Source organism: Taklimakanibacter deserti (genome assembly GCA_003574785.1).
In genome coordinates this window covers 121210-134649 of sequence record QORU01000014.1, presented here as the reverse complement: position 1 = coordinate 134649, position 13440 = coordinate 121210, and the positions used below count along the sequence as shown (strand labels likewise).

General features: G+C 61.5%; 15 protein-coding genes. 5 read left to right on the top strand and 10 right to left on the bottom strand.

Annotated features, from left to right (window positions below):
• The first annotated feature begins 77 nt into the window (after positions 1 to 77).
• From DS839_RS27005 to DS839_RS26990, 4 genes are all read left to right on the top strand, one after another.
• Positions 78 to 845, top strand: a complete 768-nt coding sequence (locus DS839_RS27005) for an adenosylcobinamide-GDP ribazoletransferase (RefSeq protein ID WP_119273611.1) — start codon at positions 78 to 80, stop codon at positions 843 to 845.
• A gap of 89 nt (positions 846 to 934) precedes the next feature.
• Positions 935 to 1489, top strand: a complete 555-nt coding sequence (locus DS839_RS27000; RefSeq protein ID WP_119273610.1) for a retropepsin-like aspartic protease family protein — start codon at positions 935 to 937, stop codon at positions 1487 to 1489.
• Positions 1490 to 1581: 92 nt separating this feature from the next.
• The gene (locus tag DS839_RS26995; protein WP_119273609.1) at positions 1582 to 1815 is read left to right on the top strand and encodes a DUF1289 domain-containing protein; all 234 of its coding nucleotides are present in this window, start codon (positions 1582 to 1584) and stop codon (positions 1813 to 1815) included.
• A gap of 127 nt (positions 1816 to 1942) precedes the next feature.
• The gene (locus DS839_RS26990) at positions 1943 to 2152 is read left to right on the top strand and encodes a cold-shock protein (RefSeq protein WP_119273608.1); all 210 of its coding nucleotides are present in this window, start codon (positions 1943 to 1945) and stop codon (positions 2150 to 2152) included.
• A 68-nt stretch (positions 2153 to 2220) separates the two neighbouring features.
• Here DS839_RS26990 and DS839_RS26985 read toward each other — a convergent pair whose 3' ends face one another.
• The 3 genes from DS839_RS26985 to dusA form a co-directional block, all read right to left on the bottom strand.
• The gene (locus DS839_RS26985; RefSeq protein ID WP_119273607.1) at positions 2221 to 3273 is read right to left on the bottom strand and encodes a hypothetical protein; all 1053 of its coding nucleotides are present in this window, start codon (positions 3271 to 3273) and stop codon (positions 2221 to 2223) included.
• Positions 3274 to 4290: an autotransporter outer membrane beta-barrel domain-containing protein gene (locus tag DS839_RS26980; RefSeq protein ID WP_162918831.1), complete on the bottom strand. Its 1017-nt coding sequence runs from the start codon at positions 4288 to 4290 to the stop codon at positions 3274 to 3276.
• Positions 4291 to 4489: 199 nt separating this feature from the next.
• Positions 4490 to 5500, bottom strand: coding sequence for a tRNA dihydrouridine(20/20a) synthase DusA (gene dusA, locus DS839_RS26975; RefSeq protein WP_119273605.1), 1011 nt, complete (start codon positions 5498 to 5500; stop codon positions 4490 to 4492).
• Positions 5501 to 6101: 601 nt separating this feature from the next.
• Between dusA and DS839_RS26970 the strand changes: the two genes are divergently transcribed.
• A complete protein-coding gene (locus tag DS839_RS26970; RefSeq protein ID WP_119273604.1) occupies positions 6102 to 6524 on the top strand; it encodes an ester cyclase in 423 nt (140 codons plus the stop codon).
• Here the strand turns inward: DS839_RS26970 and DS839_RS26965 are convergent.
• The 7 genes from DS839_RS26965 to DS839_RS26935 all read right to left on the bottom strand — a co-directional run bounded on the left by DS839_RS26965 (position 6493) and on the right by DS839_RS26935 (position 13438).
• On the bottom strand, positions 6493 to 7476 hold the full coding sequence (locus tag DS839_RS26965; protein WP_119273688.1) for a LysR family transcriptional regulator: 984 nt from the start codon (positions 7474 to 7476) through the stop codon (positions 6493 to 6495). The genes DS839_RS26970 and DS839_RS26965 overlap by 32 nt on opposite strands.
• A gap of 18 nt (positions 7477 to 7494) precedes the next feature.
• A complete protein-coding gene (locus DS839_RS26960; protein WP_119273687.1) occupies positions 7495 to 8682 on the bottom strand; it encodes a CaiB/BaiF CoA transferase family protein in 1188 nt (395 codons plus the stop codon).
• Positions 8683 to 8691: 9 nt separating this feature from the next.
• Positions 8692 to 9291 (bottom strand): glutathione S-transferase family protein, encoded by a 600-nt coding sequence (locus tag DS839_RS26955; protein ID WP_119273603.1) that lies wholly within the window; start codon positions 9289 to 9291, stop codon positions 8692 to 8694.
• Between the two features lie 134 nt (positions 9292 to 9425).
• On the bottom strand, positions 9426 to 10940 hold the full coding sequence (locus tag DS839_RS26950; RefSeq protein WP_119273602.1) for an amidase: 1515 nt from the start codon (positions 10938 to 10940) through the stop codon (positions 9426 to 9428).
• 37 nt (positions 10941 to 10977) lie between these two features.
• Positions 10978 to 11685, bottom strand: a complete 708-nt coding sequence (locus tag DS839_RS26945; protein WP_368911944.1) for an ABC transporter ATP-binding protein — start codon at positions 11683 to 11685, stop codon at positions 10978 to 10980.
• Positions 11682 to 12407 (bottom strand): ATP-binding cassette domain-containing protein, encoded by a 726-nt coding sequence (locus DS839_RS26940; protein WP_119273601.1) that lies wholly within the window; start codon positions 12405 to 12407, stop codon positions 11682 to 11684. The genes DS839_RS26945 and DS839_RS26940 overlap by 4 nt, the downstream gene beginning before the upstream one ends.
• Positions 12404 to 13438 (bottom strand): branched-chain amino acid ABC transporter permease, encoded by a 1035-nt coding sequence (locus DS839_RS26935; protein WP_119273600.1) that lies wholly within the window; start codon positions 13436 to 13438, stop codon positions 12404 to 12406. Before DS839_RS26935 ends, DS839_RS26940 begins: the two co-directional genes overlap by 4 nt.
• Positions 13439 to 13440: the final 2 nt, after the last annotated feature.

Sequence of the window (13440 nt, the reverse complement as noted above, 5' to 3'; positions counted from 1 at the left end):
GGTTGTCGGGAAGGTTGCCCAGTCCATAGCCGCCGCATAATGACTACGCCATGGCCTCCCTGAATTCCGGAAACGACATGGCGAAGAGCTGGACCGCCGATCTCGCGGCGAGCTTCGGCTTCCTGACCCGGCTGCCGATACCGGGAGGAGTGCCTTCAGCCCCCTTGGCTGAGGCGATGCGGGCCTTCCCCGTTGCCGGGGCCGTCATCGGGGCGGCTTCGGGGCTCGTGCTGGCGGGCCTCGCTTCGACCGGCCTGCCGGGCCTTGCCGCCGCCGGCCTCACCCTTGCCGCCTTGGCGGTCCTGACCGGCGGCCTGCATGAGGACGGCCTCGCCGATACGGCCGACGGCTTCGGCGGCGGCCAAGACCGCGACGGCAAGCTCGCCATCATGCGCGACAGCCATATCGGCGCCTATGGGGTCATGGCCCTGGTTCTCGGGCTCCTCGTCAAGGCGGCCTGCCTCGGCGCGCTGGCTGAGGGACCGGCAACGGCGGTCGTAGCCCTCCTCGCCGCCACTGGCGCCCTCTCGCGCGCCTTGATCGTCTGGCTGATGGCCTCGACGCCCCCTGCCCGCAGCGACGGTCTGGCGCACGGGGCGGGCCAGCCCTCGGATTTCACGTCCAGGAAAGCTCTCCTGTTGGGCGGCATCATCGCCGCCCTCCTCATCCTCGCCACTTGGGGACTCGGTCCGGCGCTGGTGATCCTGGGGGCCGGCGCGCTGGTGGCCGGGCTCACCCGCTTCCTGGCGATGCGCCAGATCGGCGGCCATACCGGGGACATATGCGGCGCGCTGCAATTCCTGGTCGAGACGGCGATGATCGCCGCTGCCGCAAGCTTTTCTTAACCAAGAAACCGACGAGCCTTTCGCCTTTACCGCTCCTTGATCACAGGCTGTGAAAGACTTCTCCGTCCATTGGGTCGGGATGTTTCAGGATGATGATCTGGATTGCGAGCTTCGTACTGGTGGCCGCCCTGCTGATCGCCACGCGCCTGATCAGCCGGGTCAGCATCGCCCTGCCCGTGCTTGCCATGATCGTCATGGCAGCAGCTGTCAGCCTGCACCAGGAAGCCCGCCCGATCGCGGGCCTCAAGCCTTCCCTCGATGCGCCCTCCCTCTACAGCGCCACCGAGCTCAAGGCGGACAGCAACGGGCATTATTTCGCCAAGGCCGATATCAATGGCACGACCATTGCCGTCATGGTCGATACCGGAGCATCAGGCGTGGCGCTTTCCTATGAGGATGCCGAAAAAGTGGGCCTGAGGCCGCACGGCCTCGATTATGACACGCCGATCAACACGGCCAATGGTATCGTCAAGGCGGCCCGGGTGAAGCTGCGCCGCGTCGATGTCGACAATGTCCGGGTGCGTGATGTCGAGGGTGTGGTGCTGCCCGAAGGAGCGCTCAGGGGATCGCTTCTCGGCATGAGCTTCCTGAGCCGCCTGTCGAGTTTCCGGATCGAAAACGGCGTCCTTTATCTGAAGGATTAGGGCTGAAAAGCATTGCGGCGCATGGCGTTTTCCAGCACAACGATGCCGTTTCCATGCCTGCTGCACCCCCAGACAAGCCTATCCTGCCGAACATGAATGCGCTCACGTCGCAAGAAATCGAAACACCCTGCATCAAGGTCTGCGTGATCGATCCGGACACCGGATTTTGCGTGGGCTGCGGCCGGACGCGGGGCGAAATCGGCAGCTGGCTCGGCCTGACGCCGGCCGAAAGGCGCGAGATCATATCGGCTTTGCCGGAACGGGTCTCGACCCTCACACTGCGCAAGCGCCGCAAAGGCGGCCGGCGCGGCCGGCTCGGCCTTTGACAATACCAATCCGGGTCAAAATCATATGCCCGGCAGCCTTAAATAGTATCAAGTTGCACTGTTCAAAAATTTCCTTATCTTAACGCGGTCGCAGCCTAGGGAGGCTGTCGAGGAGTGGAGGACGAATATGCCGGTTGGCACGGTTAAATGGTTCAACACCACCAAGGGCTTCGGCTTTATCCAGCCGGAGAGTGGGGGGGCTGACGTATTTGTACATATTTCGGCAGTGCAGCGCTCGGGTTTGACCGGGCTCAATGAGGGCCAGAAGATTTCCTTCGAGCTGCAACAGGATCCCAAGCGGGGCAAAAGCTCCGCCGTCAATCTCAAGCCGCTTTAAGTACCGATCGAACTGATGGGCAAAGTCTCGCACTTTGCCCGATCATTCTAGGCATGCCCAAGAGGCGCCTAATCACAATGCGAGACAGCAATCCAACCCGAAAGCCTGGCTTCTGCGGCAATGATGGCCTGCGTCTCATAGCAATCGGCTTTCCTGCCGCCGGGTGCCGCCAGCACCGCCTCGGGCGGGCGTGATCCCTGGACCGGAACGAAGATCGCCTCGGCCTCGCCCGGCCGGGCTGAACGGCTTTGCGCCGGCAGGAAGGATGAAACGGTGGCCTCGACTGCCGAACAATCATAGCGCCCGCGCGATCCCATCAGACGGATGATCTCGCCCGCATCGCCCGAAAACACATCGATGATGCGCAGATCGACATCCTCGTCGCGGCCGCGGTCGAAGCAGGCGCGGAAGCGCGGCGCATAAGCGAGGACGCGCTCCGACCAATGGGGCTTGCGGCCCAACAATTCCGCCAGGGTCGCGAGTTCTTTCCAGGTCAATTGAATCTGGCAAGCCAGGAGTCCGCCCGCCTCGCCCTGCTCGATCATCGGGCTCTGGCTCAGCGCCTTGCATTCGGCAGTGCGCCAGGTTCTGAACGCCTCCTCGGCGGAAGACGCCTCGCTGGCGGCATCGGGAGCGGTGGGCGTCTGGATGTTGACGGCGGCGAGCGATGTCTCGAAGGCGCGCGCCGCAATCGCATAGACGGTGTCGGCCGCCGCGAACAGGCCCTCATAGCAGGCGCTCGCGGGTTCACCGCGCGCGGTGCAGGCTTTCACGGCACTCACCGGCAGATGCGGGCCGGCGAACAGCCGCTTCAGGAGGTCGAGCACGGCGATGCGCTGCTCGAGGCGCCGACGGTAGCAGAAAGCGGCATTGGCGGCGGCGGCGCAATCATCGATCGCCGCCTCCCATTCGGTATTCGCCGCTTCGAGCTCGCTGCGGAAAGCCTGATGCATCGGCGCTTCGGCGATGAGATCGGCGCGCGCGTCGAGATCGTCCTTCAAGGCGCGCAATTGCGCATCGGTGCAGATCATGCTGGTCGGCGGATCGCAGCCTATCTCCGCCGCCGAAGGCTGCGAAGCGAGCCCGCCCAGCAGGAGTGCCGCGGCGAAGAGCTGTTTCATCTAGAACTGGATCGCGAGGTTGGCTTCGCCGGCATAGGTATCGGTCTCATCGAGAAGGAGGCCCGATGTCTCGCCCGTGAGCGCCAGCTGAACGTTGCTGGCGAGATTGAGATTGAGCCCGAGCTGCAGGCGCACGTCCTCCTGCTCGCCGTATGAATTGTCGTCCACGGCGCCATCGGTGTCGGTGTCATTGATGAACGTGTAGTCGAAGTAGGCGCCGACCCATGGCTCGACCGACATCGTATCCGTCAGCGCAATAGTGTGGCCGAGCACCGCTCCGGGCGAGAGAACGCCGGTTTCGAACCGTTGCTCCGGGGTCAGGCCGTCGGAATATTCATCCTGCCATTCCTTGGACCAGGCGAGGGTGAGCGAGGGGGAAAGACGCGTGGTGCCGAAATACCAGTAGCCGGTGAAGGCGCCGGAAAGCTGAACCCGGTCCGAATCGGTGTCGCCGTCGCTGGCGCCGCCGAGCTCGGTCTCGATCGCCGCATAGGTGGCCATGCCGCTGAAGATGATGTTGGGCGTGACCGTGATGCCGATATAGGCACCGCCGCCATAGCCTTCCGTCTTCTGCTCGATCGGAGAAACGCCTTGGGTTTCGAGGCGTGAATCCTCATAGGTGCCCAGGACGCCCAGGACGACATTGCTCATCAGCCGGTAGTCGATGCCGGCCATGACATTGGTGAGCGGGCCCTTGCTGTGGTCGACCTCGCTCTTGCCCTTGATCCAGCTGTATTTGCCGTCGACCCAGGCGTTCCACCGCCTCTGCTCCGTCACCATCGTGGCGGGAATGTCGGCCACGGGCTCGACGACGATGGCGCCGTTTCCCGCCAGGCGTGCGGCAATCTCCTCAGGGCTGTCCAAAGCGAGACCGGCGGGTTCGACCTCCTCGTCACTGCCCCCGGCCAGCCTTCCCGCAACCACTCTGCGCACCGCATCGGAAACAGCGATCAGCGCATGATAGTCGATGATGGGCTTTAGGCAGCCGCCCACTTCGGTCCGCGAGGGCTCGTTCACTCCGGATATGCTCTCACAATCCTCAGGCGCCGCCTGCGCCCATGCCGAGCCAGCGAGTGCGGGCGCCGCAAAGAGCGAAAGCCCGAGAAAAGCACCGCGGGAAAAGCGCCGTTTCATGCCGCTGGCCCAGTCAATCAGCCGTCTTGGATCCATTAACACCAAATCCGGGCCGTGTGGCAAGTAAGCGCGACCCTTAAGATCATTCCGCCGCTTGCAACCGGTTCACCTGCTCCGCCACGGCGGCGAGCGCTACGTCCAGGAGATCGGCGCCGGCGCCCGGGCGATGGGAATTCTCGGAAATGATCCGGCGCCAGGCGCGGCCGCCCGGCTCGCCGTGGAACAGCCCCAGCATGTGCCGGGTGATGCGCGCAAGCCCGGGCGCCTTTTCGAGCTCGGACGCGATATAGGGTTTCATGCGCGCAACAACATCGGCGCGGCTCAGGACGGCGGGGGCGTCGCCGAAAATGAGACGATCGACGTCGCAGAGGATCCAGGGCGTGTGATAGGCGGCGCGGCCCAGCATCACGCCGTCGACATGAGCGAGATGCGTGCTCGCTTCGGCGAGCGAGCCGATGCCGCCATTGACGACGACGGTGAGCTCGGGATGGGCCTCTTTGATGCGATAGACGCGCTCATAATTGAGCGGCGGGATCTCGCGGTTCTCCTTGGGCGAGAGGCCCTCGAGCCAGGCCTTGCGGGCATGGATGATGAAGGTCGAGCATCCTGTCTCAGCCACCTTGCGGATGAAGCGGTCGAGATCCTCATCCTCGTCCTGGTCGTCGATGCCGATGCGGCATTTGACCGTGACCGGGACGGCGACGGCACTGCGCATCGCCGCGACCCCTTCGGCGACGAGATCGGGCTCGGCCATGAGGCAGGCGCCGAAGCGGCCTTCCTGCACGCGGTCCGACGGGCAGCCGACATTGAGATTGATCTCCGCGTAGCCGAAATCCTCGCCCCAGCGGGCGGCCTCGGCAAGGAGCTTCGGATCGCTGCCGCCGATCTGCAAGGCGACGGGCTGCTCTCGGGGGTCGAAGCCGATCAGGCGCTCGCGGTCGCCATGACGGATCGCCTGCACCGTCACCATCTCCGTATAAAGCAGAGCGCGCTTCGTCATCTGGCGATGGAAGAACCGGCAATGCCGGTCGCTCCAGTCCATCATGGGGGCCACGGAAAACCGGTGCCCGGGAAGCGGCGTCTTCGCTTCCATCTCAATTCTTCCTAACATGCAAAGCGTTTTAACCCGCCTGCTCCATCCTCTCAATTGGAAAAGGCGGAATTGGCGGGAAGGCTGATCTATGGTCACAACAATTGTTGCTCCAATCCGCAACTGGATTGGCACTTATGGCAGAATGAGCATTTCGCCGTTACCCGACACTATTCTACTTTGATCCAAGGCCATCCGCGCAAAATTACAATCAGAAACAAGCCCGATCTTCTGCGACTACATACGTAGCGCAAACAACGACTGCGGCTTCTTTGATTCCCCGGACTGTTATCGAAATCCACAATACGAAAGCCAGTCAACATAGGATCTTTTGCGCTTCTGCGGATTCCGTCGCAAGTCGCCATTTATCGCCGAAAGCTTTGCACGATTTAGAACCGCGGATGGCGATGGTTGCTGCCTCATGACGCCTGTAACCATCAGGTTGCCCGCGTCGACGATGCAAAGGAAAGCGATGTCTAGATTTCCCAAAGTTTAGGCCATTACGAATGCTTATTGCACCGTTCACAAACATTCATTTGCCGCATGGTGGGAAAAGAAATAGATTCGGAAATGTCAATCTAATACAGAATGAGACGTACGAACGATGAGTGCTGCTAACGCTGAACATCTCGCTCGAGAGTTTTTCAGAAGGGTCTGGACTCCTCCCCACGATCTTACGGCGATCGACGAACTGATGGCGCCCGACTATCGAATTACCACCGCCGGCAAAGTCGTCGAAGGCCGGGACGCGTTCAAGGCATGGGTTGCCGATATGCAGAGGCTTGTGAGCGACGCAACGAATGAGCACCTTGAGCTCATCACCAACGCTACGGGAACCCGCGTAGTTTCGCGCTGGATCACGCGGGGATACAACAACGGCATGTTCGGCTTGTCGGCTAATCACCGACCTATCGCGTTCACCGGTATCGCAATCTGGCGGGTTGAAAAGGAGCGCCTGGCTGAATGCTGGGTCGAGCGCAGCGCACTCGAACTCTTCAATCACCTCCGCGAGCAGGACGGCGATTGATCGGGGAAGTGGTACTCGGCGTTGACGGCTTGAGTAGACCTTGCGAGCCACAGTCTTGAACATCGTCCAAGGCGGAAAGCTTGGGCACGGCGAAATTAAGAAACGCCCTGACTTTTGGTGTCATCAAACGTGCCGTCGGAAACACGAATTGCACAGGGAGCGGAGGTGGTTCATACGCTTCGAGCAACCGCACAAGCCGGCCCGCCGCGACATGCTCTGTCACCTGGTAGGACAAAGTCGCCAAGAGTCCTTTTCCCTCGACGGCCGCGGCAATCGCCGCCTCTGCCTGGTCAACATGAAAACGACCAACAAGCGGCTGTGTGATGATCACATCGCGATCTTGAAGTTGGACCTCGGGTCGAGTCCGCCCGCGCGAAAAGATGACAAAATGGTGATCGGCGAGATCGTCGGGAGCTATGGGTCGCCCCCTCCGTTCGAGGTAAGAAGGACTTCCAACCAGAACCATGCGCACGCTTCCGACTTTTCGCCGTATGTATGAGGAAACATCGAGATCGCCAATACGCAGAGCCAGATCGAACCCATCCTCCACGAGATCGACGATACGGTCGGCAAGAGAAAGCTCGGCAGTTACTTCAGGAAAGTCATCAAGGAATTTCATCAGTAATGGCGCAACGTGGCGCCTGCCAAAGACAAGTGGCGCTGAAATCCGCAAGCAACCGCGCGGAACCAGAGCCTCGCCGGACGCCTCTGCTTCAGCGTGACGAAGATCGCATAGCAACCTCCTGACATTCTCGGCCAGGCGTGAGCCCGCATCTGTCAATCCGAGACTACGCGTCGTCCGCTCGACCAGCCTAACGCCCAGACGGGTCTCCAGGTCACGCAGGATTCGTGTAACCGCAGGCGCCGATCGGCGTGTCCGCCGCGCGGCTCCGATCAGACTACCCAAGTCAGCGATCGCTGCAAAAACCTCGAGTTCCTCCAATCGACCCATCATTTCTTGCTATCCATCCTACGTGGCCGCGGTTAAAAGCTCTCGACCAAGGACGCCAAATTCGCGCAGCACTGCCTCACGGTGCTGGTCGATCTCGGGCGCCGCAGTTCGCGTCGGCGGATCGACGACACCATCGAACTTGATTGGATTGCCGACCACTCGTATCGGCCCCATCCGCGAGTCATCGACGGTTACCAGCATGTTACGCGCGCTGATCTGCGGATGGTCGAGCACGGCGTCGATCCGGTTGATCGGCCCTGCCGGGATTCCCGCCTTGTCGAGCCGTTCCAGCCACCGGGATACCGGATGGCGGCCCAGCACAGCCTCCATGGTACATTGCAATTCCGCCACATGCTGACATCGCAGTGCATTGGTCGCAAACCGCGGGTCGCCGGATAGGTGGCTGACTTCCATTACATCGCACAATTTGACGAAAAGGTCGTCATTGCCGGCCGCGATGATGAGCTGTCCGTCACCAGCGCGAAATGACTGGAACGGAGCGATCGAGGAATGGCGGGAACCGAGCGCATGGGGAATCTCAGAGGTCGTTAGATAGCGAACTACGGCGTTTTCAAGCAGAGCGACTTGGCAGTCGAACATCGCCACATCGATACGCGCGCCCTCACCCGTTCGTGCCCGACGGTAGAGCGCCGCATTGATGGCGATAGCCGTATAAAGCCCGGCGCCAAGGTCACCAATAGAGACACCGACCCGCGCCGGCTCGCCATTCGGATGGCCCGTGACGCTCATCATACCGCTCAGGCCCTGAACGACCATGTCATAGGCGGGTCGCGGGGAGTGCGGTCCGGTCTGACCAAAGCCGGACGCACTGGCATAGACGATTGCCGGATTGAGATCGCGGATGCGTTCGACCCCGAAACCCAGTTTTTCCATTGTGCCGGGGCGGAAATTCTCTACCAGCACATCGACTTTGCCTATCAGCAAAGCAAGCACGGCGGCGTCCGCCGGGTCCTTGAGATCAAGCGCAATCGATTCCTTTCCGCGATTGATCGATGTGAAGTAGGCCGACTTGCCCTTGACAAAAGGACCATAGGCCCGGGCGTCATCGCCCGTTCCCGGCTGCTCCACCTTGATCACGCGCGCGCCGAGCTCAGCCAGAAGCATCGTGCAGTATGGGCCGGCCAGGACGCGCGAGAGATCGAGGACGGTGACGCCGCGCAGAGGTGGTGAAACGCTGGTTTGCATCGAGGCCACCTAGTAGATTCCGGGCATCGGCACGTAGTTCGGCAGGTCCTTGATTCGATCCATCCAGCGCATCACCGATTTATACCGATCCAGGGCGACGCCACCTTCAGGCACCAGCCCGAGATAAGGATAGCAGGCGATGTCGGCGACCGTCGGATGCCCCATCTCCAGCCAGTCACGCTGCGAGAGATGCTCATCCATGATGCCGAGAACTCGATTGGACAGGTCTCGCGCCTTGTCTATGTCGAGCTTGTAGCCGAACTTGACGTAGGCGCGTGCGGCGCTTGCGCCATTCTGTATTTCATTGGCGGCGGTCGAGAGCCATTGGCCTACTCGCGCCAGCGCGACGGGCTCTGTCGGAAGCCATTTCTCCGAGCCGTATTTTCTCGCGAGGTAGAGCAAGATGGCCTGGGAATCGCGCAGCACGACGTCGCCATCTTCGAGGACCGGAATCTCGCCCAGCGGATTGAGCTTCAGGAAGGCTGTAGATTTGTGCTGCCCTCCGGCAAAGTCAATCGGAACGATCTGGTGTTTGAGGCCCAGAAGCGACAGCAGGAGCCGAACCTTGTAGGCGTTCCCTGAAACCTCGACATCATGAAGTCGTATCATCGTCTTTTCCTTTCATTGCATCCGCGTTTTCAACAAAGCTTCTCCGATCCAGAGACCATGCGGTCCCGGCTGGATAGCGTTTGCTGGGGGTTGAGGTGACTACCGGCTCCAGCCGGATCCAGGATCGATTGACTTCAGAGCGTCCTCCAATCTCCGCTCGCCTCAAACGCGGCGGCTGCGGCATAGAGGGTTGGCTCGTCGTAGTTCCTGGCGGTTAGCATCATGCCGACCGGCAGACCGTCGCTCATGCCGCACGGTGCCGAAATCGATGGATGACCTGTCAAGTTGAATGGCGCCGTGTTGGGCAGAAGCTCGAGGGCACGCTGTACATACAATGCAAGTGAAGCATCGGGCGGCGGGATCGGCGTCGCCTTCATCGGAACCGTAGGCATGAGCAGGAGGTCGTGTTCGGCCAGCACGGCGTCGTAAGCGTCGCGCAGCACGCGCGCAAGATTCTGCGCCTTGGCGTAGTAATGGCCGCGATAGTGGGTGAGCGAATACTCCGCCACCAGCATGGAAAGCTTCAGGCTGTCGGAAAGATCATCGGCACGGCTCTTCCAGCCCGAATGGGCATTGAGGAGAGCGGTGGAATACAACCCCTTCCAGTTGAAGCCCATGCTGTTGCCATGCATCATCTGCATCTGCAGCCCTTCAAGAGCCACGGGTATCCAGATCGAAGTGCCCAAAGTGTGCATGGTAATGGAAACTTCGCTCACGGTCGCGCCCATCTTCGCGAAGCGCTTCGCCGCCTCGCGCACCTTGGCGTCGACATCGGCTTCGCTGCTTGGCAGGCCGAACCCTTCCTTAACGACGGCGATGCGAAGCCCCTTGACTCCACGGCCAAGCGCTTCGGTGTAAGGTTTGATCTCCGGCGCATATTGGCGGGGATCGAGTCCGTCCTCACCCGCCATGGCCTCGAGCATCAAGGCATTGTCGGCAACTGTCGCCGTCATCGGGCCGATATGATCGATGGTGGACTCGATCGGCATCACCCCGGTGTAGGGAACCAGGCCGTGGGTTGGCTTCAGGCCGTAAATCCCCGAGAAGGCGGCCGGGATGCGAATAGAACCTCCCTGGTCTCCGCCGATGGCCATATCGACCTCGCCGGCTGCGACCAATGCAGCGCTCCCTGACGACGAGCCGCCTGTTGAATAGCCCATGCGCAACGGGTTATGGACCGGGCCCGCCGCACTGGTATGACTGGCGCCGGACAGGCAGAAATACTCGCAATGCGCCTTGCCGAGTATGGTGGCTCCGGCGTCGAGGAGACGCGGCACCACTGTAGCGTCGAGATCAGGAACGAAACCCTCGAGCGTCGAGGCGCCCACCATCATCGGTACGCCGGCGAGCGAAACATTGTCCTTCAACGCCACTGTCTTTCCGGTGAGCTTGCCGCCGGGAGTCCCCTCGATCCGCGTCTTGACGTACCAAGCATTATATCTATTCTCCTCGCCCACCGGACGATAGCCCGGCGAGCGCGGATACTTTACGCGCGGGACATTGTCGGGCATGGCATCGACAACGTCATAAGCAGCGAAACTCGAATGCATCAGCGTCATGAATTCGTCGATGCGCGCCGGTTCCATGTGCATGCCAAGCCTTCTTGCGATGTCTGCGATCTGTCCGTGCGTTGGCCTCTTGACCGTCATGTGAGCACTCTCCTTTACCCCCTGGCCACTGGCACCACTATGCGTTCATGCTGACGAGTTGGGCAACGGCGTTTGGATCCCGCAGCTCGGCCTTCCCCAGCTGCCTCGTAAATCGACCCTTCCGGATCACGAGGACCCTGTCGGACACTGCCGAGATGAAGTCCAATTGCTGCTCCACCACGACGACAGCGACGCCGCGATCCCGGCTGATCACGACGAGCGACTCGGCGATTTCCTCCACGATCGAGGGCTGAACACCTTCCGTTGGCTCGTCGAGGAGAAGCAACGAAGGATGGCCGCACAGGCATCTGGCGAGTGCCAGCAGCTGCTGCTCGCCGCCGGAAAGACGGCCTCCTGCCCGCTCGAGCAGCGTCTTCAGGCGAGGAAAATAGGTCAGCACCTCCTCAACGCTGTCCGCCCGCGCGCGCGGCGACGACAACTCACCCATGCGCAGGTTTTCCAGGACCGTCAGGTCCGGGAAGATCTCCCTGCCCTGGGGCACGAGTCTCAACCCCAGCCGGGCCCGCCGATGCACCGGCAGGGTCGTGATGTCCTGGCCATCGAAGACGACCGATCCACCCACGGCGCGAACGAAGCCCATCAGCGACCTGAGAAACGTCGTCTTCCCCATGCCGTTGTGGCCCAGTATGCCGAGCCGTTCACCTTTGCCGAGCGACAGGCTGAGATCGGTCAGGACGGGTATGTCGCCGTATCCAGCGCACAATCCAAGCACCTTCAGCATCATGCCACAGCCCTTTTGCCCAGATAGACGTCGCGCACGCGCTGGTCACGCATCACCTCATCGGCAGAACCCTCAACAAGTACGCTGCCGCGATTGAAGACCGTTACCGTCCGGGCGATCATCCTGATGAACTGCATGTCATGCTCGACAACGATCAATGATTTCGTCCGGTTGACAGTGCGGATGATTTCCGCGGTACGGGCAATCTCGTCATGCGTCATGCCAGCCGCGGGTTCATCGAGCAGAATCAGCTCCGGCTCGGCGGCCAGCACGGTGCCGATCTCCACCCACTGCCGCTGACCGTGTGACAGTTCGCCAACGAGCCGCGACGATCGGCCGGAAAAGCCGATTAGGTCGAGCATCTCGGCGACGATCTCCTTGGCGCGCCGGTCCGGATTGAGACGGCGGGCCGCCAGCCAAAGATTTTCCCCGACAGTCAGGCCGTTGAAGACGCTCGGCGTCTGAGTCTTGATGCCAATACCGCGCCGCGCAATCTGATGCGGCAGCGCCGATGCGATCGGGCGCCCGCGGAAGAGGATCGCGCCCGCGCTCGGCTGCAGCTGACCCGTCAGCATCTTGAAGAACGTGCTCTTGCCGGCGCCATTCGGGCCGATAAGGCAGCGCAGCTCGCCTTCGGCCAGAGTGAAATCAACACTGTCCACGGCGACGACGCCGCCGAACCGCCTCGAGACACAACGCGCATCAAGCAACGGTACTTGTGTCATCGCCGGCCCTCCCGCGGCATCGCGTGACCACGCATGCGAGTGGCAAGCGAAAACGGCAGCTTCCGCATGAGTCCGGCGAATACCGGGAGCACACCAAGCGGCAGCAGCAGCACCGATACAAGCAGAACAATTCCGAGCACCAGGTTCACATTGACGGTCTGCTGTGTGCCAAGATTCGTGACGACATACTGCATGGCGATGCAACCCAAGACCGGACCAGCCAGTGTTCCGCGGCCACCGACAATGATCCAGACGATGATCTGCGCCGACATCCCCAAACCGAAGACCGTGGGGCTGACGAACGCTCCCCAGGCGGTATAGAGAGCCCCGCCGAGACCGGCGACGGCGCCCCCGATTACAAAGACGAGCAACTTGTAGAAACGCGTGTCATAGCCGAGCAGGGCGGCCCTCCCCTCGTTCTCGCGCGTCGCGACCACGACACGCCCGACATGCGTGCGCAAGAAATAGCGCATCCCGAAGAAGATCGCCGCCAGGCAGCCGGCCGAGAGATACCAGTTGCCGGTCACATCGAGCGGCATGTCAGGAAAAAGCGGAATGTTGATGCCAGGCACCGCAGGTATGCCGTTGAAGCCACCCAGGGGTGCGAGACCGATGCGATACCGGTCACCTGCGGTGCTGTTCATGACATTGTACAGGATGAGCGTGACCGTGAGGGTGATAACGCCGACATAGACATCGCTGACCCGCCCGTAGAACATCAGATAACCGAGCAGGGCCGCAAACGCCGCAGGCAGAATGAGGGCAAGGACCAATGGCAGCGTGCTATCGCCGATGTTGATCACGGCTACGGCATAAGCATAGCCGCCAATGCCGAAGAAAGCGGCCTGGCCGAAGGACAGGATCCCTCCGAAGCCCCAGATGAAGCCAAGGCTGAGCGACAGGATCGCCAGGCACACAAAGGCGGTGAGCTGGAGCAGGCTGAACATATCCAGCAGAGCCGGCAATGCCGCTACCGCCGCGACCGCGATCGCTGCGAATGAAATGTCCCTGATAGCGGGTGTCCTGTCCATGG

What these genes read in the sequence shown, in the direction of transcription:
- DS839_RS26990 (WP_119273608.1), top strand. Translation starts at nt 1,943, where the DNA reads ATGCCGGTTGGCACGGTTAAATGGTTCAACACCACCAAGGGCTTCGGC.
- DS839_RS26935 (WP_119273600.1), bottom strand. Translation starts at nt 13,438, where the DNA reads ATGGACAGGACACCCGCTATCAGGGACATTTCATTCGCAGCGATCGCG.
- DS839_RS26955 (WP_119273603.1), bottom strand. Translation starts at nt 9,291, where the DNA reads ATGATACGACTTCATGATGTCGAGGTTTCAGGGAACGCCTACAAGGTT.
- DS839_RS26950 (WP_119273602.1), bottom strand. Translation starts at nt 10,940, where the DNA reads ATGACGGTCAAGAGGCCAACGCACGGACAGATCGCAGACATCGCAAGA.
- DS839_RS26965 (WP_119273688.1), bottom strand. Translation starts at nt 7,476, where the DNA reads ATGGGTCGATTGGAGGAACTCGAGGTTTTTGCAGCGATCGCTGACTTG.
- DS839_RS27000 (WP_119273610.1), top strand. Translation starts at nt 935, where the DNA reads ATGATGATCTGGATTGCGAGCTTCGTACTGGTGGCCGCCCTGCTGATC.
- DS839_RS26985 (WP_119273607.1), bottom strand. Translation starts at nt 3,273, where the DNA reads ATGAAACAGCTCTTCGCCGCGGCACTCCTGCTGGGCGGGCTCGCTTCG.
- DS839_RS27005 (WP_119273611.1), top strand. Translation starts at nt 78, where the DNA reads ATGGCGAAGAGCTGGACCGCCGATCTCGCGGCGAGCTTCGGCTTCCTG.
- DS839_RS26970 (WP_119273604.1), top strand. Translation starts at nt 6,102, where the DNA reads ATGAGTGCTGCTAACGCTGAACATCTCGCTCGAGAGTTTTTCAGAAGG.
- dusA (WP_119273605.1), bottom strand. Translation starts at nt 5,500, where the DNA reads ATGGAAGCGAAGACGCCGCTTCCCGGGCACCGGTTTTCCGTGGCCCCC.
- DS839_RS26960 (WP_119273687.1), bottom strand. Translation starts at nt 8,682, where the DNA reads ATGCAAACCAGCGTTTCACCACCTCTGCGCGGCGTCACCGTCCTCGAT.
- DS839_RS26940 (WP_119273601.1), bottom strand. Translation starts at nt 12,407, where the DNA reads ATGACACAAGTACCGTTGCTTGATGCGCGTTGTGTCTCGAGGCGGTTC.
- DS839_RS26945 (WP_368911944.1), bottom strand. Translation starts at nt 11,685, where the DNA reads ATGATGCTGAAGGTGCTTGGATTGTGCGCTGGATACGGCGACATACCC.
- DS839_RS26995 (WP_119273609.1), top strand. Translation starts at nt 1,582, where the DNA reads ATGAATGCGCTCACGTCGCAAGAAATCGAAACACCCTGCATCAAGGTC.